General features: G+C 65.4%; 36 protein-coding genes. 35 read left to right on the top strand and 1 reads right to left on the bottom strand.

Going from position 1 to position 26,641, the window contains the following annotated elements; translation table 11 throughout:
- The first annotated feature begins 187 nt into the window (after positions 1-187).
- From rplC to HNP52_RS20195, 20 genes are all read left to right on the top strand, one after another.
- A complete protein-coding gene (gene rplC / locus HNP52_RS20290; RefSeq protein ID WP_184169884.1) occupies positions 188-946 on the top strand; it encodes a 50S ribosomal protein L3 in 759 nt (252 codons plus the stop codon).
- Entirely contained in the window at positions 947-1,561 is a 615-nt protein-coding gene (gene rplD, locus HNP52_RS20285) for a 50S ribosomal protein L4 (protein WP_184169881.1), read from the top strand. It begins immediately after the preceding gene.
- Positions 1,554-1,874: a 50S ribosomal protein L23 gene (locus HNP52_RS20280; RefSeq protein WP_184169878.1), complete on the top strand. Its 321-nt coding sequence runs from the start codon at positions 1,554-1,556 to the stop codon at positions 1,872-1,874. The genes rplD and HNP52_RS20280 overlap by 8 nt, the downstream gene beginning before the upstream one ends.
- Positions 1,874-2,725: a 50S ribosomal protein L2 gene (gene rplB, locus HNP52_RS20275; RefSeq protein WP_184169876.1), complete on the top strand. Its 852-nt coding sequence runs from the start codon at positions 1,874-1,876 to the stop codon at positions 2,723-2,725. Before HNP52_RS20280 ends, rplB begins: the two co-directional genes overlap by 1 nt.
- A 4-nt stretch (positions 2,726-2,729) precedes the next feature.
- Complete coding sequence (gene rpsS, locus HNP52_RS20270) at positions 2,730-3,008, top strand: 30S ribosomal protein S19 (protein ID WP_116838639.1); 279 nt, start codon at positions 2,730-2,732, stop codon at positions 3,006-3,008.
- Positions 3,008-3,385: a 50S ribosomal protein L22 gene (gene rplV / locus HNP52_RS20265; protein ID WP_184169872.1), complete on the top strand. Its 378-nt coding sequence runs from the start codon at positions 3,008-3,010 to the stop codon at positions 3,383-3,385. Before rpsS ends, rplV begins: the two co-directional genes overlap by 1 nt.
- Complete coding sequence (gene rpsC / locus HNP52_RS20260) at positions 3,385-4,092, top strand: 30S ribosomal protein S3 (protein ID WP_184169869.1); 708 nt, start codon at positions 3,385-3,387, stop codon at positions 4,090-4,092. The genes rplV and rpsC overlap by 1 nt, the downstream gene beginning before the upstream one ends.
- Positions 4,093-4,107: 15 nt before the next feature.
- Complete coding sequence (gene rplP / locus HNP52_RS20255; protein ID WP_116838636.1) at positions 4,108-4,539, top strand: 50S ribosomal protein L16; 432 nt, start codon at positions 4,108-4,110, stop codon at positions 4,537-4,539.
- Between the two features lie 4 nt (positions 4,540-4,543).
- A complete protein-coding gene (rpmC, locus tag HNP52_RS20250) occupies positions 4,544-4,747 on the top strand; it encodes a 50S ribosomal protein L29 (RefSeq protein WP_086128648.1) in 204 nt (67 codons plus the stop codon).
- Between the two features lie 11 nt (positions 4,748-4,758).
- Entirely contained in the window at positions 4,759-5,031 is a 273-nt protein-coding gene (gene rpsQ, locus HNP52_RS20245; protein WP_086128649.1) for a 30S ribosomal protein S17, read from the top strand.
- A gap of 60 nt (positions 5,032-5,091) precedes the next feature.
- A complete protein-coding gene (gene rplN / locus HNP52_RS20240) occupies positions 5,092-5,460 on the top strand; it encodes a 50S ribosomal protein L14 (RefSeq protein WP_086128650.1) in 369 nt (122 codons plus the stop codon).
- Entirely contained in the window at positions 5,460-5,777 is a 318-nt protein-coding gene (rplX, locus tag HNP52_RS20235; RefSeq protein WP_184169867.1) for a 50S ribosomal protein L24, read from the top strand. Before rplN ends, rplX begins: the two co-directional genes overlap by 1 nt.
- Positions 5,770-6,351, top strand: a complete 582-nt coding sequence (gene rplE / locus HNP52_RS20230) for a 50S ribosomal protein L5 (protein WP_184169864.1) — start codon at positions 5,770-5,772, stop codon at positions 6,349-6,351. The genes rplX and rplE overlap by 8 nt, the downstream gene beginning before the upstream one ends.
- Before the next feature lie 19 nt (positions 6,352-6,370).
- Positions 6,371-6,676, top strand: a complete 306-nt coding sequence (gene rpsN / locus HNP52_RS20225) for a 30S ribosomal protein S14 (RefSeq protein ID WP_137861460.1) — start codon at positions 6,371-6,373, stop codon at positions 6,674-6,676.
- Between the two features lie 11 nt (positions 6,677-6,687).
- On the top strand, positions 6,688-7,083 hold the full coding sequence (gene rpsH, locus HNP52_RS20220) for a 30S ribosomal protein S8 (protein WP_086128654.1): 396 nt from the start codon (positions 6,688-6,690) through the stop codon (positions 7,081-7,083).
- Positions 7,083-7,616, top strand: a complete 534-nt coding sequence (rplF, locus tag HNP52_RS20215) for a 50S ribosomal protein L6 (RefSeq protein WP_184169861.1) — start codon at positions 7,083-7,085, stop codon at positions 7,614-7,616. Before rpsH ends, rplF begins: the two co-directional genes overlap by 1 nt.
- Complete coding sequence (rplR, locus tag HNP52_RS20210) at positions 7,616-7,975, top strand: 50S ribosomal protein L18 (RefSeq protein WP_184170695.1); 360 nt, start codon at positions 7,616-7,618, stop codon at positions 7,973-7,975. The genes rplF and rplR overlap by 1 nt, the downstream gene beginning before the upstream one ends.
- A 2-nt stretch (positions 7,976-7,977) precedes the next feature.
- Positions 7,978-8,706 carry a 30S ribosomal protein S5 gene (gene rpsE, locus HNP52_RS20205; protein WP_260396282.1) on the top strand — a complete coding sequence of 243 codons (729 nt, stop codon included), beginning with the start codon at positions 7,978-7,980 and terminating at the stop codon, positions 8,704-8,706.
- A 6-nt stretch (positions 8,707-8,712) separates the two neighbouring features.
- Positions 8,713-8,892, top strand: coding sequence for a 50S ribosomal protein L30 (gene rpmD / locus HNP52_RS20200; protein ID WP_184169858.1), 180 nt, complete (start codon positions 8,713-8,715; stop codon positions 8,890-8,892).
- A 119-nt stretch (positions 8,893-9,011) separates the two neighbouring features.
- Positions 9,012-9,293, top strand: a complete 282-nt coding sequence (locus HNP52_RS20195) for a hypothetical protein (RefSeq protein WP_184169855.1) — start codon at positions 9,012-9,014, stop codon at positions 9,291-9,293.
- Positions 9,294-9,299: 6 nt separating this feature from the next.
- Here the strand turns inward: HNP52_RS20195 and HNP52_RS20190 are convergent, their stop codons facing one another.
- Entirely contained in the window at positions 9,300-10,991 is a 1,692-nt protein-coding gene (locus HNP52_RS20190) for an ATP-binding protein (RefSeq protein ID WP_184169852.1), read from the bottom strand.
- 167 nt (positions 10,992-11,158) lie between these two features.
- Between HNP52_RS20190 and rplO the strand changes: the two genes are divergently transcribed.
- The 15 genes from rplO (at position 11,159) to guaA (ending at position 26,619) form a co-directional block, all read left to right on the top strand.
- Complete coding sequence (rplO, locus tag HNP52_RS20185; protein WP_184169849.1) at positions 11,159-11,710, top strand: 50S ribosomal protein L15; 552 nt, start codon at positions 11,159-11,161, stop codon at positions 11,708-11,710.
- 166 nt (positions 11,711-11,876) lie between these two features.
- Complete coding sequence (gene secY, locus HNP52_RS20180; protein ID WP_184169846.1) at positions 11,877-13,238, top strand: preprotein translocase subunit SecY; 1,362 nt, start codon at positions 11,877-11,879, stop codon at positions 13,236-13,238.
- Between the two features lie 39 nt (positions 13,239-13,277).
- Positions 13,278-13,931: an adenylate kinase gene (locus tag HNP52_RS20175; RefSeq protein ID WP_184169843.1), complete on the top strand. Its 654-nt coding sequence runs from the start codon at positions 13,278-13,280 to the stop codon at positions 13,929-13,931.
- A 290-nt stretch (positions 13,932-14,221) separates the two neighbouring features.
- Positions 14,222-15,238, top strand: coding sequence for a polysaccharide deacetylase family protein (locus tag HNP52_RS20170; protein ID WP_184169840.1), 1,017 nt, complete (start codon positions 14,222-14,224; stop codon positions 15,236-15,238).
- 28 nt (positions 15,239-15,266) lie between these two features.
- Entirely contained in the window at positions 15,267-15,782 is a 516-nt protein-coding gene (locus HNP52_RS20165; RefSeq protein ID WP_184169837.1) for an SRPBCC domain-containing protein, read from the top strand.
- A gap of 396 nt (positions 15,783-16,178) precedes the next feature.
- Positions 16,179-16,868: a response regulator transcription factor gene (locus HNP52_RS20160; protein WP_184169834.1), complete on the top strand. Its 690-nt coding sequence runs from the start codon at positions 16,179-16,181 to the stop codon at positions 16,866-16,868.
- Between the two features lie 365 nt (positions 16,869-17,233).
- Positions 17,234-17,602, top strand: coding sequence for a 30S ribosomal protein S13 (rpsM, locus tag HNP52_RS20155; RefSeq protein WP_184169832.1), 369 nt, complete (start codon positions 17,234-17,236; stop codon positions 17,600-17,602).
- Between the two features lie 15 nt (positions 17,603-17,617).
- Positions 17,618-18,007 (top strand): 30S ribosomal protein S11, encoded by a 390-nt coding sequence (rpsK, locus tag HNP52_RS20150; RefSeq protein WP_010545745.1) that lies wholly within the window; start codon positions 17,618-17,620, stop codon positions 18,005-18,007.
- A 101-nt stretch (positions 18,008-18,108) separates the two neighbouring features.
- The gene (locus HNP52_RS20145; protein WP_184169829.1) at positions 18,109-19,182 is read left to right on the top strand and encodes a DNA-directed RNA polymerase subunit alpha; all 1,074 of its coding nucleotides are present in this window, start codon (positions 18,109-18,111) and stop codon (positions 19,180-19,182) included.
- A gap of 594 nt (positions 19,183-19,776) precedes the next feature.
- Positions 19,777-20,379: a hypothetical protein gene (locus HNP52_RS20140; RefSeq protein ID WP_184169827.1), complete on the top strand. Its 603-nt coding sequence runs from the start codon at positions 19,777-19,779 to the stop codon at positions 20,377-20,379.
- 171 nt (positions 20,380-20,550) lie between these two features.
- On the top strand, positions 20,551-20,973 hold the full coding sequence (rplQ, locus tag HNP52_RS20135; RefSeq protein ID WP_184169824.1) for a 50S ribosomal protein L17: 423 nt from the start codon (positions 20,551-20,553) through the stop codon (positions 20,971-20,973).
- 298 nt (positions 20,974-21,271) lie between these two features.
- On the top strand, positions 21,272-23,410 hold the full coding sequence (locus HNP52_RS20130; RefSeq protein ID WP_184169821.1) for a prolyl oligopeptidase family protein: 2,139 nt from the start codon (positions 21,272-21,274) through the stop codon (positions 23,408-23,410).
- A gap of 133 nt (positions 23,411-23,543) precedes the next feature.
- Entirely contained in the window at positions 23,544-24,314 is a 771-nt protein-coding gene (locus HNP52_RS20125) for a hypothetical protein (RefSeq protein ID WP_184169818.1), read from the top strand.
- A 65-nt stretch (positions 24,315-24,379) separates the two neighbouring features.
- Complete coding sequence (locus tag HNP52_RS20120; RefSeq protein WP_184169815.1) at positions 24,380-24,982, top strand: hypothetical protein; 603 nt, start codon at positions 24,380-24,382, stop codon at positions 24,980-24,982.
- 80 nt (positions 24,983-25,062) lie between these two features.
- The gene (gene guaA / locus HNP52_RS20115) at positions 25,063-26,619 is read left to right on the top strand and encodes a glutamine-hydrolyzing GMP synthase (protein WP_184169812.1); all 1,557 of its coding nucleotides are present in this window, start codon (positions 25,063-25,065) and stop codon (positions 26,617-26,619) included.
- Positions 26,620-26,641 lie beyond the last annotated feature (22 nt).

Genomic DNA, 26,641 nt, shown 5'->3' with positions numbered 1-26,641 from the left:
CCACAGGCGCACTCGCATCGCGATAGGGATACCGCCGGCCTCTTCGGAGAACCGGGCCTGCGTCCCCCGTCGCCTCTTCCTTCGGGAGGGGGTTCAGCCCGGACGGGGGCTCGCATCATATTTTCGGGCTGAAGCACGCACCCGTGGGAATTCCCCCTCGGGTGCCTATGCATAGGAGCAACTGGTCATGCGCACTGGCGTGATCGCGAAGAAGTTGGGGATGACCCGCCTGTTCCAGGACGACGGCCGCCACGTGCCCGTCACCGTCCTGGCCCTCGAAGGCGTTCAGGTCGTCTCCGTCCGCGAAAAGGATCGTGACGGTTACACTGCCGTCCAGCTCGGCGCCGGCACGGCGAAGAGCAAGAATGTCGCCAAGCCGCAGCGCGGCCACTTCGGCAAGGCCGAAGTCGAGCCCAAGGCTGTCGTCCATGAGTTCCGCGTCGACGCGGACGGCCTGCTCGAAGTGGGCGCCGAGATCTCGGCCGACCACTATGTCGCCGGCCAGTTCGTCGACATCCAGGGCAAGACCCAGGGTAAGGGCTTCGCCGGCGGCATGAAGCGTTGGGGCTTCGGCGGTCTGCGCGCCACCCACGGCGTCTCGGTCTCGCACCGCTCGCTCGGTTCGACCGGTCAGCGCCAGGATCCGGGCAAGGTCTTCAAGAACAAGAAGATGGCCGGCCACATGGGTGACAAGTTCCGCACCCAGCAGAATCTCGAGATCGTCGGCACCGACGTCGAGCGCGGCCTGATCTTCGTCAAGGGCTCGGTCCCTGGCTCGAAGGGTGGCTGGCTGTTCGTCAAGGACGCCGTCAAGGTCGCCCGTCCTGCCGAAGCGCCGTTCCCGGCCGGCATCAAGTCGGTCGCCAACAACAACGACACCGCCCCCGCGGAGACTCCGGCCGAAGTGACCGAGGCTCCTGAGGCGACCGAAGGCCAGGAGGGCTAAGTGAAGGTCAAGGTTCAAACCCTCGACGCCAAGGCATCGGGCGACATCGAGCTCAACGACACCGTCTTCGGTGTCGAGCCGCGCGCCGACATCCTGCATCGCGTCGTCACCTGGCAGCTCGAGAAGCGTCGCGCCACCGCGCGCGGCACTCGCGAGCGTGCTGACGTCGCCCGCTCGGGCAAGAAGTTCGGTCGCCAGAAGGGCGGCGGTACCGCCCGTCACGGCGATCGCCGCGCTCCGGTGTTCATCGGCGGTGGTAAGGCGCACGGCGCCCGCGTTCGCGACTTCAATCCGTCGCTGAACAAGAAGATCCGTGCGCTCGGCCTGAAGATGGCGCTCAGCAGCCATGCCAAGGCAGGTTCGCTGGTCGTCCTCGACGCCTTCGGCACCGCCAAGACCGCAGAGCTCAAGGCGCAGTTCGCCAAGCTCGGCACCGGCAAGACCGCGCTGGTGATCGACGGCGAGGCCGGCAACGGCTTCCTCGCCGCCCGCAACCTGGTGGGCGTCAACGTCCTCCCGGCGGTCGGCGCCAACGTCTATGACATCCTGAAGCACGACACGCTGGTCCTGACCCGCGCTGCCGTCGAGAAGCTGGAGGCGCGCTTCAATGGCTAAGAAGCAGGCAGCCGCGATCGACAACCGTCACTATGACGTGATTGTCGCGCCGCACATCACCGAGAAGTCGACCCTGGTTTCCGAGCACAACGCGGTTGTGTTCAAGGTCGCCGGCGACGCCACCAAGCCCGAGATCAAGGCCGCCGTCGAGGCGATCTGGAAGGTCAAGGTGACGGGCGTCAACACGATCGTCCAGAAGGGCAAGACCAAGAAGTGGAAGGGTGCGCCCTACCAGCGCTCGGACATCAAGAAGGCTATCGTGACCCTCGCCGACGGTGAGCAGATCGACGTGACCTCGGGGGTCAATTCGTAATGGCACTCAAGAATTACAATCCGACGTCGCCTGGCGTCCGCGGCCTGATCCTGATCGACCGTTCGGCCCTGTACAAGGGTCGTCCGGTCAAGGCTCTGACCGAGGGCAAGACCAAGACCGGCGGCCGCAACAACAAGGGCCATGTGACCTCGCGCGGCATCGCGGGCGGCCACAAGCAGCGCTATCGTATCATCGATTTCAAGCGCCGCCTGTGGGACGTCGAGGGCACTGTCGAGCGGATCGAGTATGACCCGAACCGCACCGCCTTCATCGCGCTGATCAACTACGGCGCCGACGAAGCCGGCAAGGATCGCGTTGCCTACATCATCGCCCCGCAGCGCCTCGCTGTCGGCGACAAGGTGATCGCCGGCAAGAAGACCGACGTGAAGCCGGGCAACGCCATGGAGCTGGGCCAGATGCCGGTCGGCACCATCGTCCACAATGTGGAGATGAAGCCGGGCAAGGGTGGCCAGATCGCCCGTTCGGCAGGCACCTATGTCCAGGTCGTCGGTCGTGACCGCGGCATGGTCATCGTCCGCCTGAACTCGGGCGAGCAGCGCTACATCCACGGCAACTGCCTGGCGACCGTTGGTGCGGTGTCCAACCCGGACAACCAGAACACCAACCTCGGCAAGGCTGGCCGTAACCGCTGGAAGGGCATCCGCCCGCTGACCCGCGGTGTTGCGAAGAACCCGGTCGACCACCCGCACGGTGGTGGTGAAGGCCGGACCTCGGGCGGCCGTCATCCGGTCACCCCGTGGGGCAAGCCGACCAAGGGTGCGCGCACCCGCCACAACAAGGCGACGGACAAGATGATCATCCGCAGCCGTCACGCGAAGAAGAAGGGCTAATAGGATGGCTCGTTCCGTTTGGAAGGGTCCGTTCGTGGACCTCCACCTGCTCAAGAAGGCGCAGACCGCGCAGGAGCAGGGCACCCGCGCCGGTCCGATCAAGACCTGGTCGCGCCGCTCGACGATCCTGCCGGATTTCGTCGGTCTGACGTTCAACGTCTACAATGGCCGCAAGTTCGTGCCGGTCTCGGTCAACGAGGACATGGTTGGCATGAAGCTCGGCGAGTTCGCGCCGACCCGGTTCTTCCCGGGCCACGCTGCCGACAAGAAGGGTAAGCGCTAATGTCGAAGCCCCAGGCTCCCCGCAAGGTCGGTGACAAGGAAGCCCTTGCCGTCGCCACGCAGATCCGCGGTTCGGCCCAGAAGCTGAACCTCGTCGCCGGTCTCATCCGCGGCAAGAAGGCCGAGGACGCGCTGAACATCCTTCAGTTCTCGACCAAGGCGATGGCAGTGGACGCCCGCAAGGTTCTCGCCTCGGCGATCGCCAACGCGGAAAACAACCATAACCTCGACGTCGACGCACTCGTCGTCGCCGAGGCTTCGGTCGGCAAGTCGATCACGATGAAGCGCTTCGCGACCCGCGGCCGTGGCAAGTCCACCCGCATCCTGAAGCCGTTCAGCCGTCTTCGCATCGTCGTCCGCGAGCAGGAAGAAGCATAATGGGTCACAAGAGCAACCCGATCGGCCTCCGCCTCCAGGTCAACCGTACCTGGGACAGCCGCTGGTTCGCCGAAGGCGCCGATTACGGCCGCCTTCTCATGGAGGACCTCAAGATCCGCAAGTACATCCTCGAGACGCTGCCCCAGGCCGCGATCTCGAAGGTGGTGATCGAGCGTCCGGCCAAGCTGTGCCGCGTTTCGATCTACGCTGCCCGTCCCGGTGTCATCATCGGCAAGAAGGGCTCGGACATCGAGAAGCTGCGCAAGACGCTGTCCGCGATGACCTCGAGCGACGTGAGCCTGAACATCGTCGAGATCCGCAAGCCGGAAGTCGACGCCAAGCTCGTCGCCCAGGGCATCGCTGACCAGCTCGAGCGCCGTATCGCCTTCCGCCGCGCCATGAAGCGCGCGGTGCAGTCGGCCATGCGCCTCGGTGCCGAAGGCATCCGGATCAACTGCGGCGGCCGTCTCGGCGGCGCCGAGATCGCCCGTTCGGAATGGTATCGCGAAGGTCGCGTTCCGCTGCACACGCTGCGCGCGAACATCGATCACGCCACTGCCGAAGCGCACACCGCCTATGGCGTCTGCGGCGTGAAGGTGTGGATCTTCAAGGGCGAGATCCTCGGCCACGATCCGATGGCGACCGATCGCCTCAACCTGGAATCGCAGACCTCGGGCGTTCGCCCGGCGCGCGAAGACCGCCGCTAAGGGTAGGACAGACAAATGCTGCAACCGAAGCGCACCAAGTTCCGCAAGGCCTTCAAGGGCCGCATCCATGGCGACGCCAAGGGTGGCACTGCGCTGAACTTCGGGTCGTATGGCCTGAAGGCGATGGAGCCGGAGCGGATCACCGCCCGCCAGATCGAGGCGGCTCGCCGCGCGATCACCCGTCACATCAAGCGCCAGGGCCGTCTCTGGATCCGCATCTTCCCGGACGTCCCCGTGTCGTCCAAGCCCGCCGAAGTCCGCATGGGCTCGGGTAAGGGTTCGCCGGAGTTCTGGGTCGCCCGCGTCAAGCCGGGTCGTATCCTGTTCGAGCTCGACGGCGTTCCGGGCCCGCTCGCTGCCGAAGCTTTCGAGCGCGCGGCGATGAAGCTGCCGATCAAGGTCAAGGTCGTGGCTCGCCTCGGCGACACCACGCACCTGGAGGGTTGATAGAATGACCAAGGCTACCGATCTTCGTGCGAAGACCGAAGACCAGCTGAGCGAAGAGCTCGGCAACCTGAAGCGCGAGGCGTTCAACCTCCGCTTCCAGGCCGCGACCAGCCAGCTCGAGAAGCCGAGCCGCGTTCGCGAGGTCCGTCGTGACATCGCCCGCATCAAGACGCTGCAGAACGAGCGCTCGCGCTCGGCTGCGAAGTAAGGAACGAGACCATGCCGAAGCGCGTGCTGACCGGGAACGTGGTTTCCGACAAGGGCGACAAGACGGTCGTCGTGCTCGTGGAGCGTAAGGTGAAGCACCCGCTCTACGGCAAGATCATCCGTCGCTCGAAGAAGTATCATGCCCATGACGAGGGCAACGAGTACAAGGCCGGCGAGACCGTGCGCATCGAAGAGACTGCGCCGATCTCCAAGCTGAAGACCTGGAAGGTGATCGAGCGGGTCAACACCCACGCGACCCCGACCAAGTCGGACGCCGCCGCCTAATCTTTTTAACTGGAACCCCCGGGCAGGTCCCGGAAGGCCAAACGAGAAGGAACCGGATCGATGATCCAGATGCAGTCCAATCTCGACGTCGCAGACAACAGCGGCGCGAAGCGGGTGCAGTGCATCAAGGTGCTGGGCGGATCGAAGCGTCGCTTCGCCTCCGTGGGCGACGTCATCGTCGTCAGCATCAAGGAAGCTGCTCCCCGCGGTAAGGTGAAGAAGGGTGACGTGCACCGCGCCGTCATCGTCCGCACCGCCAAGGACGTCCGCCGCGCCGATGGCTCGGTCATTCGCTTCGACGGCAATGCTGCCGTCCTGGTCAACAAGAACGAGGAGCCGATCGGCACCCGTATCTTTGGCCCGGTGGTCCGCGAGCTGCGCTCGAAGGGCTTCATGAAGATCATTTCGCTCGCCCCCGAGGTGCTGTGATGGCTGCTGCCAAGATCAAGAAGGGCGACCAGGTCGTCGTACTGTCCGGCAAGGACAAGGGCCGTACCGGCGAAGTCGTCAAGGCTCTCCCCAAGGAGGGCAAGGTTGTCGTGTCGGGCGTGAACGTCGCCGTGCGTCACCGCAAGCCGAGCCAGACCAACCCGCAGGGTGGCCTGGAGCGTTCGGAAGCGCCGCTGGCGATTTCCAAGGTCGCGCACGTGACCAAGGACGGCAAGCCGACGCGCGTCCGCTTCGAGGAGCGTGACGGCAAGAAGGTTCGCGTCGCCGTCAAGACCGGGGAGGTCATCAATGGCTGATTCCTACACGCCGCGCATGCGCAAGCTCTATGACGAGACCATCGCCAAGGCGATGACCGAGAAGTTCGGTTACAAGAACGTCATGGAAGTGCCGAAGATCGAGAAGATCGTGCTCAACATGGGCGTCGGCGAAGCCACCCAGGACAAGAAGAAGGTCGATCAGGCCGCTTCTGAAATGGAGCTGATCGCGGGCCAGAAGCCGGTGATCACCAAGGCGAAGAAGTCGATCGCGCAGTTCAAGCTGCGCGAGGGCATGCCGATCGGCGCGAAGGTCACCCTTCGCCGTGAGCGCATGTACGAGTTCCTCGACCGCTTCATCACGATCGCGCTGCCGCGCGTTCGCGACTTCCGTGGCCTCAACCCGAAGTCGTTCGACGGCCGTGGCAACTATGCCTGCGGTCTCAAGGAGCAGCTGATCTTCCCGGAAATCAGCTACGATAAGGTCGACAAGATCCGCGGCATGGACGTGATCGTGACCACCACCGCGAAGACCGACGAGGAAGCTCGCGAGCTTCTCCGTCTCTTCGGTTTCCCGTTCCCGCAGGATGCGGACGGCGAAGCCAAGGCCGCGTAAAGGAAAGAGAACTTAAGTCATGGCGAAACTGAGTTCCGTGAATAAGAACGAGCGTCGCAAGCTGCTGGTGAAGAAGTACGCCGGCAAGTATGCGAAGCTGAAGGCGATCGCGAATGACGAGAGCCTCGATGAGACCGAGCGTCTCATCGCGCGTCTCAAGATGGCCGAGCTGCCGCGCAACGGCAACCCGACCCGCATTCGCAACCGGTGCGAGCTCACCGGTCGCCCCCGCGGTTACTACCGCAAGTTCCGTCTCGCTCGTGTGATGCTGCGTGATCTGGCCAACAAGGGCCTCATCCCCGGCGTTACCAAGTCGAGCTGGTAAGGATCACGAAGATGGCAGTGACCGATCCCCTGGGTGATATGCTCACCCGCATCCGCAACGGCCAGCGCGCCCGCAAGGACTCCGTCCTTACGCCGGCGAGCAAGCTGCGTGCGCGCGTTCTCGATGTGCTCCAGCGCGAAGGCTACATCCGTGGCTATAGCGAAGAGCAGATGGGCCCCGCAGCGGGCATCCGCATCGAGCTGAAGTATTTCGAGGGCCAGCCGGCGATCAAGCACGTCGCGCGCATCTCGAAGCCGGGCCGCCGCGTCTACTCGGGCAGCCAGGAGCTTCCCCGCGTTCGCAACGGCCTGGGCATCACGATCGTCTCGACGCCTCGCGGCGTTCTCTCGGACGCGGAAGCGCGCGAGCAGAATGTCGGCGGCGAAGTGCTGGCGGAGGTGTTCTAATGAGCCGCATCGGTAAGAAGCCGGTCACGATCCCCGCTGGCGTCACCGCCACGCTGGACGGCGACCAGGTCTCGGTGAAGGGCCCCAAGGGCACTCTGTCGATCCCGAAGGCTGATCTGATCAGCTATGAGCTCGTCGAAGGCGGCATCTCGGTGCAGCCGGCGAACGACACCAAGCGCGCCCGTGCCTTCTGGGGCATGCAGCGTACCCTGGTGCAGAACCTGGTTACCGGCGTGACCACCGGCTTCTCGAAGAAGCTGCTGATCACCGGCGTCGGTTACCGTGCGGCTGCGCAGGGCAAGGTGCTCAAGCTCCAGCTCGGCTATTCGCACGACGTGAACATCGACGTGCCGGAAGGCATCGAGATCAAGACCCCGGATCAGACCACGGTCGAGATCTCGGGCATCGACAAGCAGAAGGTCGGCCAGATTGCGGCCGAGATTCGCCGCTGGCGCAAGCCTGAGCCGTACAAGGGCAAGGGCATCAAGTACGACGGCGAGTTCATCTTCCGTAAGGAAGGGAAGAAGAAGTGATCAGCACCAAGGGTCTCTCGCTTTTCGCGAAGCGTCGTCGCCGCAACCGTACTGCGCTTCGTGCGCGTGCCGGTGGTCGTCCGCGTCTTTCGATCCATCGCTCGGGCAAGCACATCTATGCCCAGGTGATCGACGATGCCGCCGGCAAGACCGTCGCGGCTGCCTCCACCCTCGACAAGGACGTGCGCGGCAAGACCGGCGCGACCATCGAGGCCGCGCAGGACGTCGGCAAGCGTGTTGCCGAGGCTGCCAAGGCAGCCGGCATCACCCAGGTCGTCTTCGACCGCGGTGGCTTCCTCTATCATGGCCGCGTCAAGGCGCTGGCCGATGCCGCTCGTGAGAGCGGGCTGGAGTTCTGAGAATGGCTGACGAAAACAACCAGGCGCCCGCAGAGGGCGCGGGCTTCGAAGCCCAGGACGCCGGTGCTCCCCAGGAGCAGCAGGGTCGTGGCCGTGGCCGTGGCCGTGGTGGTCCGGGCGGTGGCGATCGTGGCCGTGGCGGCCGTGACGGCAACCGCGGTCGTCGTGACGACCGTCGTGGCCAGAACGCCGAGGACGGTGGCGAGGAGCTGATCGAGAAGCTGGTTCACATCAACCGCGTCTCGAAGACCGTCAAGGGCGGCAAGCGCTTCGGCTTCGCGGCGCTGGTCGTCGTGGGCGACGGCAAGGGCCGTGTCGGCTTCGGTCATGGCAAGGCGCGCGAAGTGCCGGAAGCCATCTCGAAGGCGACCGCTTCGGCGAAGAAGAAGATGCTGCGCGTTCCGCTCAAGGAAGGCCGCACGCTGCACCATGACGGTGCTGGCCACTTCGGTGCCGGCCGCGTCTATGTGCGCTCGGCTCCGCAGGGTACCGGCATCATCGCCGGTGGTCCGATGCGCGCCGTCTTCGAATCGCTGGGTGTTGCCGATGTGGTGACCAAGTCGGTCGGCACTTCGAATCCCTACAACATGATCCGCGCCACCTTCGAAGCGCTCGGCGAGCAGACCTCGCCGAAGAGCGTTGCGCAGCGCCGCGGCAAGAAGATCGCCGACCTGCTCGGCCGCGGCGGTTCGCAGACCGCCGAGGCGGACGCTGCGGCTATCGCGGAGTAATCGATCATGGCGAAGATCAAGATCCAGCAGGTCGGTTCGCCGATCCGCCGCACCAAGGATCAGCGCGCAACGCTGATCGGCCTGGGCCTCAACAAGATGCACAAGGTCTCGGAGCTCGAGGACACGCCCGAAGTTCGTGGCATGATCCGCAAGCTCCCGCACATGGTGAAGGTGCTCGAGGGTTAAGGCCTTCGCGTATCCCACAGCAAAATCGAGAAGGGGCGGTAGGCAACTACCGCCCCTTTTCCTTATGTGTACCCAAGGGCACGGCTTGCCGCCTCGGAGGGGCGGGTTAGGGTTGTCGGATGAAGCCCTATCTGCTGACGGCTCTGGGAAGCCTGTTGTGGCTGATCTTCCTCGCGGCGGGGATACGCGAGTTGCTCAGCTACGGCCTCTACGTCCGAGGGGAACTGGACCAGGGCGTGGTCGCGCTGCTGGTTGTTCCCCCGTTACTGATCGCGGGCACCGTTGCCCTCGGGCTTCGTGCGAACCGGGGCAATGTTCCGGCGCGCCTGATCGTGGCATCGACCCTGGTCGCTGCCTTCGGGTTCCTGCTTTGCCTGAGTGCCCTCTTGCGCGGGGCATGAGTAGGCCTAGGCAACCGCCATCAGCGTCGGGTCCCTCGGCACCGTAAAGCAGATCATCGCGCCGCGGGTCAGGTTCTCGGCCTTGAACTCGCCGCCGTGCACTTCGATGATGCTGCGGCAGATCGACAGGCCGATGCCCAGGCCCTTGTCGGCCTTGGTCGAGATGAAGGGCATGTTGAACTTGCCGAACACCGCGTCGGGGATGCCGGGGCCGGTATCCTCCACGCAGATGCGCAGGAACTCGTCCGAGGCGACCGCGCAGCTGATCCGGATCGCGCGCTGCTCGGGCGGGAGCGCGGCCATCGCTTCCTCGGCATTGCGGATCAGGTTGACCAGAACCTGCTGGATCTGGACGCGGTCGATCAGCGCCCGCGCGGCGGGCTGGGCGCTGGAATAGGTGATCCGTGCCGAAGGGGCGACCTTGGCCCCGCGTGCCAGCTCGATGGCGTCGTTGATCACGTCGTCGATCGACTCGATGCGCAGGTCGGCGCTGCCCTTGGCCAGATAGTCGCGGATGCGGCGGATGATGTCCCCGGCGCGGGTGATCTGGCTGCGTGCCTGGCGGATCTGCAGCAGCACCGCCTCGCGGCTGCCGTCGCCCTTCAACATCAGTTCGCCGACCGAGAGGAAGTTCGAGGCGGCGGCCAGGGGCTGGTTGAGCTCATGCGCGAGCCCGCCCGCCATCTCGCTCAGCGACGAGACCCGCGCGCTATGGGCGAACTCGTCGCGGATCACGTCGAAGCGGCGACGTGCCTGTTGCTGCTTGAGGACGTGGCGGAAATAGAGCGCCAGCAGCGCCCCGACGACCAGGGTCAGCGCGCTGACCAGCACTAGGAACCAGCGCGCGCGCTGCTGCGCCGGTCCGAGGATATCATGCTCGCCAATGCCGGAGGTGACGAAGATCGGGTAGCTGGCGAGCCGTTGGTGGCTGAACAGCCGGCGCTTGCCGTCGATCGCGCTCGGCCCCCAATATTCGCCATTGGGATGCGCCATCTGCTCCTGCATCACCGGCTTGCCCTTGAGGTCCTGGCCCCAGCTTACGGTTTCGCCTTCGCGGCGTGCCAGCGTCATGCCGCGCAGCGAGATGATCGAGATCAGGTCGTCGGGGCGGTAGCGCAGGCCCGCGTTGAAATCGACGAACCGGTCCGTCGGGATGTCGACCGCCACGGCGCCGGCGAACGCGCCCTTCGCATCGCGCCACGAACGGGCGATCAGCAGCACCGCGCCCTTCGAATCGAGCGCCTCGCTCGGATTGGAGATCGCGCGGGCGATGCCGGGGGCGGCGAGCAGCTCGCGAAACACCCGCTTGTCCTTCACGTTGATCGGGCCGGTCGGCTTGGTGGTGAAGCGGATATTGCCGTCTCGATCGGCGATCTCCGCGCCGGTGATCATCGGACGGAAATAGCTGGGCAGGGTGATCAGGTTGGGCCGGGTGCTGTCGCCCTGGTCGATCCGGCCGCCATAGCGCTCGCCGAGATACTCGGTGGCCAGGTCCGCCAGCTCGAGGGTGCGCCGCACATATTGCTCGAACGCGACGACGCGGCTGCGATTCTCCCGGGAGGCGGACTGGATGGCGGTGGCCGCGTCCTCGCGAATCTGCCAGATGACCGCGATCCAGGAGATGATGACGAAGGACAGGGCGGCCGCCACCACGATACGTGCGGCGGGCTGACGTAGAATGGCCCAGAAACTCTTCATCGCCTGCACCGTGATCTGCCGGCCGGATGGGCGGCAAGCCCGATTCCCTACGGCCCGGCCCAGATGCTGGCTAGTCCGGTGAAAACAGGGGTGACAAGCCCGGCCTGCGCCGCTATGGGCCCCGCTTCCTTTCAACGCGCGACAAAAGCGAAAGCGAGTGCACGATCATGAAGCTTAACGAACTCACCGACAACCAGGGCGCCCGCCACCGCAAGATCCGCGTCGGCCGCGGCATCGGCTCGGGCAAGGGCAAGACCGGCGGCCGCGGCGTCAAGGGTCAGAAGAGCCGCGAAGGTGTCTCGATCAACGGGTTCGAGGGCGGTCAGATGCCGCTCCACATGCGCATCCCGAAGCGCGGCTTCAACAACATCTTCGCCAAGGACTATGCCGAGGTGAACCTGGGCGCGATCCAGAAGGCGATCGATTCGGGCAAGCTGACCGCGACCGACCTGACCCAGGCCGAGCTGAACGCGGCGGGCCTGACCCGTGGCGGCAAGGACGGCGTCCGCCTGCTCGGCAAGGGCGAGCTCAAGGCCAAGCTGAACTTCACCGTTGCCGGCGCGTCGAAGGGCGCGATCGAGGCGGTCCAGAAGGCCGGCGGCACCGTGACGATCCCCGAGATCGTGCCGGCCGCCGAGAAGGCCAAGGCCAAGTACCGCGTCGTGCAGAAGACGCGCGCCGCGGACAAGGAAGCCAAGAAGGCTGCCGCCAAGGCGTAATGCTGCTGCTCCCCGGCCCCGCGCCGGGGACCCAGTCAGCGCCGTTCCGCAACTTGTCCCCAGCCATGCGCCGGGGACAGATTGCCCAAAGGGTTGGACACCCTATATGAGCGGCGGAGGGCGGAAACGCTCATCCGCCGTTTCTGTTTCCGGGACCTAATACATTATGGCCTCCGCCTCCGATCAACTTGCTTCCAGCATTAACCTGGCGAAGTTCGCCAAGGCGACCGATCTCAAGAAGCGTCTGTGGTTCACCCTCGGCGCGCTGATCGTCTTCCGCATGCTGAGCTACGTGCCCCTGCCGGGCGTCGACCCCACCCAGCTCAACCTGCTCGCGCAGCAGACGCAGGGCGGCGTGCTCGACTTCTTCAACAACTTCACCGGCGGTGCGCTCAACCGCATGTCGATCGTCGCGCTCGGCGTGATGCCCTACATCACCGCCTCGATCGTGGTGCAGCTCGCGACCTCGCTGTCGCCGCAGCTCAACGCGATCAAGAAGGAAGGCGAGAGCGGCCGCAAGCGCCTCAACCAGTACACCCGCTACGGCACGGTGGCGCTGACCGCGGTGCAGGGCTATTTCATCGCCGTCGGCCTCGAGACCTTCGGTGCAAGCCAGGGGCTGCAGCCGGTCGTCGAACCGGGCTTCATCTTCCGCATCGGCGCGGTGGTCTCGCTGATCGGCGGCACCATGTTCCTGATGTGGATCGGTGAGCAGATCACCAATCGCGGCATCGGCAACGGCATCTCGCTGATCATCATGGCCGGCATCGTCGCCCGCTTGCCCACCACGCTCGTTCAGCTGTTCGAAAGCGGCCGCACCGGCTCGATCGATCCGCTGCGCCTGATCTTCATCATCGTCGGCGTTGCCGCGCTGGTGCTGTTCATCTGCTTCATGGAGCGTGCCCAGCGCCGCATCCTGATCCAGTATCCGAAGCGCCAGACCGCGCGCGGCGTCCAGGCCGAGCGCAGCCACCTACCGCTCAAGCTGAACACCGCCGGCGTGATCCCGCCGATCTTCGCCTCGTCGCTGCTGCTGCTGCCGCTGACCGTCACCCAGTTCGCCGGCAACATGACCGCGGGCGAGAACTGGTGGAGCGACCTGATCATCAACCTGAACACCTGGCTGCGCCACGGCTCGCCGGTGTACATGACGCTCTACGGCCTCGGCATCGTCTTCTTCTCCTTCTTCTACACCGCCGTGGTGTTCAATCCGGAGGAGACCGCCGAGAATCTGAAGCGCTATGGCGGGTTCATCCCGGGCATCCGCCCCGGCAAGAACACCGAGCTGTATTTCGATTACGTGCTCACCCGCATCACCGTGATCGGCGCTGCCTATCTGACGATCATCTGCCTCGTTCCCGAAGCGGTGTTCTCGTCGATGAGCATTCCGTTCCTGATGGGCGGCACCAGCCTGCTCATCGTCGTCAACGTGACGATGGACACGGTGACGCAGATCCAGTCGCACCTGCTGGCGCACCAGTATGGCGATCTGATCAAGAAGGCGAAGCTCAAGGGTCGCGCGCGTTAAGCGCGACCCATACTGGCCGATACTGAGGGGATAGGCTTAGTGAATATCATCCTGTTGGGCCCGCCGGGAGCCGGCAAGGGCACCCAGGCGAAGCGGCTCGAGCAAGAGCGCGGCATGGTGCAGCTTTCCACTGGGGACATGCTGCGTGCCGCGGTCAAGGCGGGTTCGCCCGTCGGGCTCCAGGCCAAGGCCGTGATGGATGCCGGCGAGCTGGTGTCGGACGCGATCGTCTCGGGGATCATCGGCGAGCGCCTCGACATGGAAGACACGCTGAACGGCGCGATCTTCGATGGCTATCCGCGCACCGCCGCCCAGGCGGAGTCGCTCGACGCGCTGCTTTCGGAGCGTGGCCGCAAGCTCGATTTCGTGATCGAGCTCGAAGTGAACGAGGACGCGCTGGTCGAGCGCGTCGAGGGTCGCTTCACCTGCGCGAACTGCGGTGAGGGCTATCACGACAAGTTCAAGCTGCCCAAGGTCGAGGGCACTTGCGACGTGTGCGGTCATCACGAGTTCAAGCGCCGTCCGGACGACAATGCCGAGACCGTGCGCACCCGCATGGCCGAGTATCGCGCCAAGACCGCGCCGATCCTGCCCTTCTACGAGGCCAAGGGCCTGGTGCGGAAGGTCGATGGCATGGCCGACATCGCCGATGTCGGCGCGCAGATCGACGCGATCCTCGACGCCAAGGCCTGAGATACCCCTCCGTGCGAGGGGCTGGGAATTGGAAAAGGCCGGGCATGATGCCCGGCCTTTTTCCGTTTCGGCCTAACTGCTGGCGGTTCGCCGGCGAAGGCCGGGGCCCGGTCTCGGCGCAGTTGGTCGGGGCGGTCGGACCTCTCGGCCGACATTGCAACTGGGCCCCGGCCTTCGCCGGCGAACTGAAGTCCAACCCATTGTAATATATTGTTGCCCTAACCCCTGCTTAAACCTGCAGTGACACGCTTCCCCTGCTCCGGCGACCCGCCGGGTGGGGGATCGTAATCATGCCCAAGCGCGCCGCATTGAAGCTCGCCGGCCTTGCCGGGCTGTCCGCGCTCGCCCGCCGCGCCACCGCGTCGCAGCTGCGCATCCTCTGCTATCACGGCCTGTGGCTGGCTCCCGGCGCCCCGCATGGCAACTGCCTGTTCATGACCCCCGCGCTGTTCGCCGATCGCATGGCCCGGCTCGCCCGCTCGGGGCGCCCGGTGCTGCCGCTCGGCGAAGCGGTCGAGCGGCTGGCGGCCGATCGCCTGCCCTCCGGCGCGGTAGTCCTCACGATCGACGATGGCTGGGCCTCCACCCACAGCCACATGCTGCCGGTGCTCGAGGCGCACCGCCTGCCGGCAACGCTCTACGCCACCACCTGGTACGCCGAACGCGACCTGCCGGTGGTGAATGTCGCGGTCGACTACCTCCTCGCCGCCTCGGGCCGGACGGACCAGAACCGTGCCGCGACGATCCGCCGGATCGAGGCGCTGCCCGAAGCCGATCGGCTCGATGCGCTGCGTGCCTTAGGCCGGGCGCTGGGGGTAGGGGAGGCTTGGCTCGCCTGCCGCCAGTTCCACCTGATGGGACAGGACGAGCTGGCCGACGCGCATGCCCGCGGGCTCGACATCCAGCTCCACACCCACCGCCATATCGATGTCGCCGGGCGTATCGGGCAGCTGGTGCCCGAGATCGAGGCGAACCGCGCTGCGTTGCGCGCCGCCACCGGCGGGGCAGCCGCCGAGCATTTCTGCTATCCCAGCGGCACTTTTCACCCTTCGGCGCCCGCCCTGCTCGCGGCCAGCGGGGTCCGGTCGGCCACGCTGGTTTCCGAAGGGCTCAACGCGCCGGGCGCGAGCCCCTATGCGCTGCGCCGGTTCGTCGATGCGCAGCATGTGCCGATGGCCAGCTTCCAGGCGTATCTGGATGGCACGCTGCACTATCTCTCGCTGGCGCGGGCCCTTGCGGACCGGGTCGAAACCGGGATTCCACGCCGCGTCGCGGCCGCTTCTGGAATGCTGCTCTGCGCGCTATGATCGCCCCGCCACATCGTGGGAGGGGAACATGAAGGCTTATTCGCTCGTCGCCCTGGCACTCGTTGCTGCGTCGCCCGCTGCCGCCGAAGTCACGGCGTCCACCGAAACCAGCTTCACCGTCACCGAGAAGGTCACGGTCGCAGCGCCCGCCGCCAAGGTCTGGGCGACGCTGGTCGCGCCGTCGCTGTGGTGGAACAAGGATCATACCTGGTCGGGCAGTGCCGCGAACCTGTCGCTCGATCCGCGTCCCGGCGGCTGCTGGTGCGAGAAGCTGCCCAAGGGCGGTGGGGTCGAGCATATGCGGGTCGTCTATGCCGCACCCGGCGAGATGCTGCGCCTGACCGGCGGTCTCGGTCCGCTCCAGGCAATGCCGGCCAGCGCGGTGATGACGGTGACGCTGACGCCCGGGGCGGACGGCAAGTCGACGGCGGTGACGTTCGAATATGCCGTGGCCGGCGCGCCCGGGCTGGGCAGGATCGCCGCGCCGGTGGACGGCGTCCTCGCCGCGCAAGTCGCCGGGCTCAAGGCTGCAGCGGAGCGCTGACCCTTCAAATCCTCCCCCGGAAAGCTCGGGGAGGATTGGATCGACCACCCAACATTACGGTTTTGTCATGCCCCGGTCACCGCCGGGGGCGGGGCCGGCGGCTATCAGGAGCCCATGGCCGGCAGCCCCCGCCGACCACGCATCAGAGGTAACCGCACACGGTTTCCCCGGTTGCTCTTCCCGGCCCGGCGGATCCGTCCCGTGATCTTCGCCGCGGCCCCGCTCCGGCGATTGCCCCTGTCGGACCAGGGCTTGCCGGGAAGAGCTTTCGGCAACCGTGCTGCGTATTGAAGTCGCCGATGCTGCCCTGGCATCGACGTCTCGGCCGGCGGACACCCCCTTGTTCGCCGGCCACCCTCTTGCCGGCAGCCCTTTGCGGGGGTGCGGAGGATGGAAGTGACCCACCAGATCCTGATCGTCGAGGACGATGCGGCCGCTGCCGAGCTGATTGCCAAGGGCCTCGGCGAGGCCGGTTTCGAAATCGAAATCTGCGCCGATGGCCCTGCCGGCCTTGCCCGCGCCGGGCAGGGGCGTTTCGATCTCTGGATCTTCGATCGCATGCTTCCCGGCATCGACGGGCTGGCAATGCTCGATGCGCTGCGCCGCCAGGGCCTGCGCACTCCCGCGATCATGCTCTCCGCGCTCGGCACGGTCGACGACAAGGTCGGCGGCCTGGCCGCCGGCGCCGACGATTACCTGGCCAAGCCCTTTTCCTTTGCCGAGCTGCGTGCCCGCATCGCCGCGCTGTTGCGCCGTGCCGATCATGCGGAATCGGATGCCAAGGCGACGCGGATCATCGTCGGTGATCTCGATATCGATCTGCTCAGTCGCACCGTGGTCCGCGCCGGTCGCCCGGTGCCGCTGGTCGCGCGCGAATTCCACCTGCTCGAATATCTTGCTCGCCACGCCGGCGAGGTCGTCACCCGCACGATGATGCTCGAGCATGTATGGAACTGCCGCTTCGATCCGGGCTCGAACGTCGTCGACGTCCATATCGGCCGCCTGCGCCGCAAGCTCGAGGAAAGCGAGCCGCCGATCCTCCACACGGTGCGCGGGGCGGGATATCGGCTCGCCGCGCAGGGCTAGCCTTGCAAAATAGGATTTCGCCTGCTCTCTGGAAGGAGAGGGGCGGCGCTTCGCGCGTGTGCGTGGAGTATCAAGAGATTCAATGAATCGTTCAACCGCCCGGTTGAATATCCCGGCCAGGAGGGGATCGAGTGGACTGCTTGGCGAGGGAGGCGGGATGGTGTATGAACCGGGTTCCGGCGAAAGCCTTTCCCGCAGCGCTTGACTCAGCGTGGGCGGACGCATATGTCGCGCATCTTCCGAAAGATCGGTATCACGGCGGCGCCTAGGCGTGTTCGTCGTGCCACTGCATTTCGGGAGTAAACGCTACGAGATGGGGTGCGAGCTGCCATGCGGCACCCCGTGGAGCTGGGAGAACAAATTCCATGGCACGTATTGCGGGTGTAAACATCCCGACCAACAAGCGCGTCGTTATCGCGCTGCAGTATATCCACGGCATTGGCGCGGCCAAGGCCAAGGAGATCACCGCCAAGCTGAACATCGCCGCTGAGCGCCGCGTCCAGGACCTTTCGGACCAGGAAGTGCTGCAGATCCGCGAAGCGATCGACGCCGGCTACACCGTGGAAGGCGATCTGCGTCGCCAGACCGCGATGAACATCAAGCGTCTGATGGACCTGGCCTGCTATCGCGGCCTCCGTCATCGTAAGGGCCTCCCGGTCCGTGGCCAGCGCACGCACACCAATGCGCGCACCCGCAAGGGCAAGGCCAAGCCGATCGCCGGCAAGAAGAAGTAAGGGAGGGCTAGATCAATGGCACGTGAACCGCAGCGCATTCGCCGTCGCGAACGCAAGAACATCACCGCCGGCGTCGCCCATGTGAACGCCAGCTTCAACAACACGATGATCACCATCACCGACGCGCAGGGCAATGCCATCTCGTGGTCGTCGGCCGGCATGATGGGCTTCAAGGGCTCGCGCAAGTCGACCCCGTACGCCGCCCAGGTTGCCGCCGAGGACGCAGGCCGCAAGGCCGCTGAGCACGGCGTTCGCACCCTCGAGGTGGAAGTGAAGGGTCCGGGTTCGGGCCGTGAGTCGGCGCTTCGCGCGCTGCAGGCGGTCGGCTTCCAGATCACGTCGATCCGTGACGTGACGCCGATCCCGCACAACGGCGTTCGTCCGTCGAAGCGTCGTCGCGTCTAAGCGGCAACCCTGCGTTCGCCGTGGGCCCAGGGGTGGGCCCGCGGCCTTTGCAGTATATTTCTGGCAGGCACACCCCAGCCTGCCCAACATGAGGAAAGCCCGTGTCGGTCAACGCTAAGAACTGGCAGGAACTCAAGAAGCCCAACGGCCTCGAGAAGAAGCCCGGTGGCGATCCCAAGCGCAAGTCGACCTTCGTAGCGGAGCCGCTGGAGCGCGGTTTCGGCCTGACGCTCGGCAACGCGCTGCGCCGCGTGCTGCTCTCTTCGCTGCAGGGTGCCGCGGTCACCTCGATCAAGATCGAGAACGTCCTCCACGAGTTCAGCTCGCTGGCAGGCGTGCGCGAGGACGTGACGGACATCGTCCTCAACGTCAAGCAGATCGCGCTCAAGATGCAGGGCGAAGGCCCGAAGCGCCTCCAGCTTTCGGCCACCGGCCCGGCTGAGGTGAAGGCCGGCGACATCGCCGTCTCGGGCGACATCGAGGTGATGAACCCCGATCTCGTCATCTGCCACCTCGACGATGGCGCGACGCTCAACATGGAGCTGACCGCCGACACCGGTAAGGGCTATGTCCCCGCCGCGTCGAACCGTCCGGCGGATGCTCCGATCGGCCTGATCCCGATCGACGCGCTGTACAGCCCGGTTCGCCAGGTTTCGTACAAGGTCGAGAACACCCGCGTCGGCCAGGAGCTCGACTACGACAAGCTCACGCTGTCGATCGAGACCGATGGCACGATCACCCCGGAAGACGCCGTGGCCTATGCCGCGCGCATCCTCCAGGACCAGCTGGCGCTGTTCGTCCACTTCGACGATTCTGCGATCACCCGCTCGGCTCCGATCGGCATGGCCGCTCCGGCTGCCGGCGGCGCTGCGGACACCGGTTCGGGCGACGCGTCGCAGATCAACCGTTACCTGCTGAAGAAGGTCGACGAGCTGGAGCTTTCGGTCCGCTCGGCCAACTGCCTCAAGAACGACAACATCATCTATATCGGCGATCTGGTCCAGAAGACCGAAGCCGAGATGCTGCGCACGCCGAACTTCGGCCGCAAGTCGCTCAACGAGATCAAGGAAGTCCTGTCTTCGATGGGTCTCCGTCTCGGCATGGAAATCCCGGGCTGGCCGCCTGAGAACATCGAAGAGATGGCCAAGAAGCTCGAGCAGGAAATCATGGGCTAAGGCCTGTTGCTTCCTGGATAGACATCGGAAAGGGTCGCCCTCGTGGCGGCCCTTTTTGCTATTTGCTTCATTATCGTTGGATCTCCTCCCCGGTGCTGTTCCGGCCGCCTGGCTTCTGATAGGAATGGGTGCCTGAATATGGGGGAGGGCTAGCCGTGTTCGGTCAGGGCATTCGCCTGATTGCAGCAATCGCCTTGCTGGCGTTCAGTGGCGCTGCGGCTGCGCAGGTGCAGGGCGAGACGGGGCGGACCCTTCCCGGCGGCCTTGCACGGGAGTTGCGGAATCTGCCCAATTGCCCGGGCTGTAACGCCAGCACCATCGGCGGCGGGACCCAGGGGTCTACGTCGCTGCCGGCGCTGCCGCGGCCGACATTGTCCGCAGCCGGCCTTTGTGCGGCGCAGGGCCGTGAATGGGATCCTGTCACCGCTACGTGCAAGGTCCGGCGCTACTCGCTGACGCTCCGCAGAAAGTGATGCGCCGGACGTTCATCCTGTTTCTGCTGGCATGCTGCGGCTGCACTCAGGTCGGGCAGGGAACCCAGGCTGATCTGCGCAATTCGAGCACGCCGGGCGCTTGTGCTGCAAGGGGAGGGGAATGGCTACCGGATCGACAAGTCTGCAGGCCAAGGCGGCCTTGACAGGAGTGAAGTGGCTCGGGCCGGCGCTGGCGTTGGCGATATCGTGTACCGCTGCGATGCCGGTGCGGGCGCAGGATGGCGAGCCGCAGCCAGCGGTATCGAAAGAGGATGCGGAGCGCGCTCGCATCACGACAGCGCTCTATGCGGAGGATTTGCGGTATCGCCGGGCGCAGATCGACCAGGCGGTCAAGGAAGACCAGCACCGCATGTTTTCGTTCTACAAGCAGAGCGTGACCGATATCGTCATCGGCATCTTCGTGATGCTGACCGTCCTGAGCGGTATCTATATGAGTTATCTGCAATTCCGAAAGAGCGGGCCGACTGAGGCAGGTAGTGGTGGCGTAGGTGCCTCCGAAGCTGGCGGAGCATCTGGGGAGAATCCCGTGGCCCCGGCTGGAATGAGCAGGCTGAAATTCGGCTTCGACGGGGTCGAGATCAGCTCGTCGATCATTGGGCTGTTCGTTCTCGTCGCCTCGATGTTCTTCTTCTATCTCTACATTGATCGGGTGTATGAGATTAAGGTGCTGGCACCGGCCGGAGCGGCAAAGTCGACGAGCTAGCAACGGCCTTTTGCGGGCGGAGTTTCGTGCCCGCCCTTGACTCTCGGCCCCGAATCCGCTTTGGGCGCCCCTTCGCGAAATTCGCACACGGGTTTTGGGCGGTGGCCCGATTAGCACCGCCTGGCTTGGGGTACCTGAAACGGCCCCCAGACGAACTGAAGGAAGAAGACAATGCGTCATCGCGTTGGCGGCCGTAAGCTGCAGCGTACCTCGGCCCATCGCGCGGCCCTGTTCCGCAACCAGAGCGCCGCTCTGATCAAGCACGAGCAGATCACCACCACCCTCGCCAAGGCGAAGGAACTGCGCCCCTACGTCGAGAAGCTGATCACCCTCGCCAAGAAGGGTGGCCTGTCGAACCGTCGTCTGGCGCATGCCCGCCTGCTCGACGATGCGCAGCTGGTGAAGCTGTTCGACGTCCTGGCGTCGCGCTATGCCGACCGTAACGGCGGCTACACCCGCATCATCAAGACCGGCCCGCGCGCTTCGGACGCGTCGCCGATGGCGATCATCGAGTTCGTCGATCGCGACGTCTCGGCCAAGGGCCAGGACTCGGGCCCGGTGCTCGTCGACGACGACTTCGACGCCGTCGCCTGATCGGCCTCGATATCGAGATAGGGAAGGGCGGTCGCACCACGGTGCGGCCGCCCTTTTCGTTTCAGCCCCACAAGTTTTCCTGCACTCCTTCCGCAGGCGTTCCGATCCCCATATCCGGGGCATGAACAGGAACCATTCCCACTCCAACATGAGTGCCTGGCTTTCAGCCGGCATGGCGCTCGCGCCGGTGCTGGGCGCGCTGATCTGGGCCGTTTCGGAGACGTCGGTGGTCGGTTTCGCTTGAGCGATCGCGGCGGGGCGTTAGCCTAGGGCGCATTCCCCCCAATCGGAGGCTCCCTTGCGCCGCGCTCTCATCCTGCCGTTGCTCCTTGCCACCCCCGCATTCGCCCAGACCCAGCCGGAGACCAAAGTGACCAAGCTTGCCTATCCCGAGACCCGCCGCGTCGATGTGGTGGAGGAACAGTTCGGGGTGAAGGTCGCCGATCCGTATCGCTGGCTCGAGAACGATGTGCGCAACGACAAGGAAGTCGCCGCATGGGTCGATGCCGAGAACAAGGTGACGGGCGCCTATCTCGCCACGCTGCCCGGGCGCGACTGGTTCAAGGCGCGGATCAAGCAGCTGTTCGACTATGAGCGGTTCGGCGCGCCGCAGAAGAAGGGCGGCCGCTATTTCTACATGCACAATAGCGGCCTGCAGAACCAGGCGGTGCTGTTCGTGCGCGATACGCTGGATGGCCCGGGCCGCGTGCTGATCGATCCCAATGGCTGGTCGAAGGACGGCGCCACGGCACTTTCCGAATGGGCGCCTTCGGACGATGGCAAGTATCTGCTCTACGCGGTGCAGGACGGCGGCACCGACTGGCGCTTCGCCAAGGTGCTCGATGTCGCCACCGGCAAGGAACTGCCCGACACCGTCCATGGCATGAAGTTCACGCTCAGCGCTTCCTGGGCGAAGGACGGCAGCGGCTTCTATTATTCGCGCTATCCGGATGTGGCGGCGGACGCCAAGTTCCAGGCGCTGAACGAGAACCACAAGGTCTATTTCCACAAGCTCGGCACCGCCGAGAGCGAAGACAGGCTGGTTTACGAGACGCCGGACCATCCCAAGTGGAGCCACTATGCCCAGGTGACCGATGATGGCCGCTGGATGGTCGTCACCACCAGCGAGGGCACCGACGATCGCTACCGGATATCGCTGATCGACCTGAAGGATCCGGCGATGAAGCCGCGGGTGCTGATCCCCGCGCTGGAGAACAGCTGGGGCCTGGCCGGCAATATCGGCAGCAAATTCTACTGGGTGACCAACAAGGGCGCTCCGAAGCACAAGATCGTGACGATGGACGTGGCTTCCGCCGACCTCGCCACCACCGATCTGGTCCCCGAGGACAAGGCGACGCTGGAAGGCGCCGCGATCGTCGGCGGCAAGCTGGTCACCAGCTATCTGGTCGATGCCAAGACCGAGGTGCGCCGCTTCACCCTGGACGGCAAGGCGCTGGGCGCGGTCAAGCTGCCTGGGGTCGGCACCGCATCGGGCTTTGGCGGCGAGCCGGACGATCCCGAGACCTTTTACACCTTCACCAGCTTCAACGAGCCGACGACGATCTATCGCTACGACATGGCGACCGGCGCTAGCACCGCCTGGGCACAGCCCAAGCTGCTGTTCAAGCCGGAGGACTATAAGGTCGAGCAGCGCTTCTTCGCGTCGAAGGACGGCACCAAGGTGCCTATGTTCATCGTCCGCAAGAAGACCACCACTGGCCCGGCGCCGACCCTGCTCTGGGGCTATGGCGGCTTCAACGTGTCCTACACTCCCAGTTTCTCCGCCTCGCGGATCGCCTGGATGGAGCAGGGCGGCGTGTTCGTCCTCGCCAACATCCGTGGCGGTGGCGAATATGGCAAGGCATGGCATGACGGCGGGCGCCTGGCGAACAAGCAGAACGTGTTCGACGATTTCATCGGCGCGGGCGAGTATCTCATCAAGGAAGGCATCACCGGCAAGAACCAGCTGGCGATCCAGGGTGGCTCGAACGGCGGGCTTCTGGTGGGCGCGGTGGTCAATCAGCGCCCGGACCTGTTCGCCGCGGCACTGCCGGCGGTGGGCGTGATGGACATGCTGCGCTTCGACCGGTTCACGGCGGGCCGCTACTGGGTCGATGACTATGGCTATCCGTCGAAGGAAGCCGATTTCAAGACGCTCTACGCCTATTCGCCGTACCACAATGTGAAGTCGGGCGTAGCCTATCCGGCAATCCTGGCTACCACGGCCGACACCGACGATCGCGTCGTGCCGGGGCATACGTTCAAGTATACCGCGGCGATCCAGCATGCGGATATCGGGGACAAGCCGCACCTCGTCCGCATCGAGACGCGCGCGGGCCACGGCGCCGGCAAGCCGACCGACAAGATCATCGAGGAAGCTTCCGACCTCTATGCCTTCACGGCCAAGTGGACCGGGCTGGAGATCAAGAGCAAGTAACCGGCACGCGGCGCCTTCCTCCTGTGGGGATGGCGCCGCGTTCGCATCCGTTTCGGCGCGAATGCCGAACAATCGATATCACCCGCCGGGCACCGCTCCTATGTTTGGGCAAAGCCGGTGTTCGGGAGGGGGCATGCGTATTCGGGCCTATGCGATGTTCATGCTGGCGGCGTTGATGTTGCCGGCGCCGGCAAGTGCCCAGCAGCCCGTCACCAAGGCAGAGCTTCGGCAGCAGGATCCCTCGATCACCGACGCGCAGTTGCGCGACCAGCTATGGGGCCTCTTCCGTAAGGCCGATCGCCGCAGCCCGACACAGCCAACCCAGCCGCTCATGGACGAGCGTTTCGTCACCACGCCCTACCCCGACGGTGCGTTCGGCACCTCCGGCCTCTGCCGTATGGATGTGGTGGTGATGAAGCTGGCGCCGACGCAGGGCCTGCTGCGCGACGCCGATGCCACCACGCCGATGCGCGCCTATGGACTGGAGAGCGGTACGCGGTTCCTGGTGCTCCCCTTGCTGCCGGAGGAGCGCGGGGACGTGTTCGACGACAAATGGAACGGCCCCTGCGCCAGGCTCGGACAAGACGACCCGCGCTTCTTCCGCGCGGTGAGCGGGGAGGTGGCCCGCAAAGGCCATGCCCTGCTTCAGCGTGCGGCAACGGCTGTACGGGCCGGGAGCCTGGCCCACTGCGATGCCGCGGCCGGCTCCTGTGTCGAAGCATTGGCGGCATTCGTCGCGCGCCCGTTCGAGAGTGTCCAGGATTGCGCGACGGAGGAAGGGGCGACCTGTTACAGGTTCGTCGGCAAGGACGATGTTCAAGCCAGGATCTGGCAAGTCTCGGGCGGCCCGCTGCAGGTCGAAATCACCAAGTTGATCGTGCTGCGTCATCCCCGCCCGGACTGAACTCATTCAGCCGCGCGACAGTTTCGGCGGCATAGTTTCGTTCCACAAAAGTAACGGAGGCGGCGATGGGTGTTCTGAAGCTCGGTGGCGGCACGATCGCCGTGGTTGCGATCGTCGGCATGGCGATGCCCGCCCAGGCCCAGCGCTGGCGCCCCGAGCGCAAGCATCATGAGGACAAGTTCGACGTTGGCGATGCGATCGTCGGCGGGCTCGTCGTCGGCGGCCTGCTCGCGCTTGTCTCGAGCGGCAAGAAGAAGCCGCAGCCGGTCGAGGCCGTCGAGGACGTGGCTCCGCCCGAGGATCGCGTTCCGATCGACACCGGCCCCGTCGCCGATAGCCGCTATGGCGATGCACCCCAGCCGAGCAGCGGGCCGATCGCGGAAATGCCGGCACCCGATTCGGCCCGCTTCGACGGGTTGTACGATGAAGACGCTGCTGCCGATCGCTGCGCGATGGAAGCAGAGAGCCTCGGCGAGCGCTATGCCCGGCTCGCCCGCGTCTCGAATGTCACCAGCACCGTCTGGAACGGCAAGAGCTGGGTCATCAAGGGCCAGGTCGAGCTCGCCGCCAGCTACCGCGACACCACGAAGCAGAGCCACGGCTTCCGCTGCGCGCTGCGCCGGGGCAGCGATCCGATCGTGACGATCGAGGGGCTGCAGTCACTCTGAAGCGGAACGGGGGAGGGCGCGAAGAATAATCTCGCGCCCGGCCTTCCCCCCGGCGCTGCTTCTGGCTAAGCGCGCTGGGCATGGACCAGCATGCAGATTCCATCCTCATCGTCGATTTCGGCAGCCAAGTAACCCAGCTGATCGCGCGCCGCGTGCGCGAGGCCGGGGTCTATAGCGAGATCGCTCCCTTCACCACCGCCGGAGAGGCGTTCGCCCGGATGAAGCCCAAGGGCGTCATCCTCTCGGGCTCGCCGGCCTCGGTGCTCGAAGACGGCAGCCCGCGCGTGCCGCAGGAGATCTTCGACTCCGGCCTGCCGGTGCTCGGCATCTGCTATGGCCAGCAGGTGATGATGCACCAGCTCGGCGGCACCGTGCAGTTGGGCGACAGCGGCGAGTTCGGCCGCGCCTTCATCGATATCGACGATGGCTGCGTGCTGTTCGACGGCATGTGGCACGAAGGCGAGACCCATCAGGTGTGGATGAGCCATGGCGACAAGGTGACCAACCTCGCCCCCGGCTTCCGCCCGGTAGCCCACAGCTCGGGCGCTCCCTTCGCGGTGATCGCCGATGACGACCGTCGCTACTATGCGATGCAGTTCCACCCCGAAGTGGTCCACACGCCCGACGGCGCCAAGCTGCTCGCCAACTTCGTCCGCCACGTCTGCGGCCTCACCGGCGACTGGACGATGGCCGAGTTCCGTCAGACCAAGATCAACGAGATCCGCGCCCAGGTCGGCAGCGGCAAGGTGATCTGCGGCCTGTCGGGCGGCGTCGACAGCGCGGTCGCCGCGGTGCTGATCCACGAGGCGATCGGCGACCAGCTGACCTGCGTGTTCGTCGATCACGGCCTGATGCGCTCGGGCGAGGCCGAGCAGGTCGTCAGCCTGTTCCGCAACAGCTACAACATCCCGCTCGTCCATGTGGACGCCGAGGCGCTGTTCCTTGGCGGTCTCGCCGGGGTCACCGATCCCGAGGCCAAGCGCAAGTTCATCGGCAAGACCTTCATCGACGTGTTCGAGGAAGAAGCGAAGAAGATCGGCGGCGCCGATTTCCTCGCCCAGGGCACGCTCTATCCCGACGTGATCGAGAGCGTCAGCTTCACCGGCGGGCCGTCGGTGACGATCAAGAGCCATCACAATGTCGGCGGCCTGCCCGAGCGCATGAACATGAAGCTCGTCGAGCCGCTGCGCGAGCTGTTCAAGGACGAAGTCCGCGCGCTCGGCCGCGAGCTGGGCCTGCCCCAGGCGTTCGTCGGCCGTCATCCCTTCCCGGGGCCGGGCCTGGCGATCCGCATCCCGGGCGAAGTCACCAAGGAGCGCTGCGACATCCTGCGCAAGGCCGACGCGATCTATCTCGAGGAGATCCGCAACGCGGGTCTCTACGACACGATCTGGCAGGCCTTCGCGGTGCTGACGCCGGTCCGGTCGGTCGGCGTGATGGGCGATGGCCGCACCTATGATTCGGTGCTGGCGCTGCGTGCGGTGACTTCGATCGACGGCATGACCGCCGAGGCCTTCGAGTTCCCGGCCGGTTTCCTGCCCCGCGTCTCGACCCGCATCGTCAACGAAGTGCGCGGCGTGAACCGGGTGACCTACGACTACACGTCGAAGCCGCCCGGCACGATCGAGTGGGAATGATTCAGGCCTATCCGAACCCCGC

This window comes from Sphingomonas kyeonggiensis (genome assembly GCF_014204495.1).
In the GTDB taxonomy this organism is placed as follows: Bacteria; Pseudomonadota; Alphaproteobacteria; order Sphingomonadales; family Sphingomonadaceae; genus Sphingomonas; species Sphingomonas kyeonggiensis_A.
This window is presented reverse-complemented; position numbering and strand designations above follow the sequence as displayed.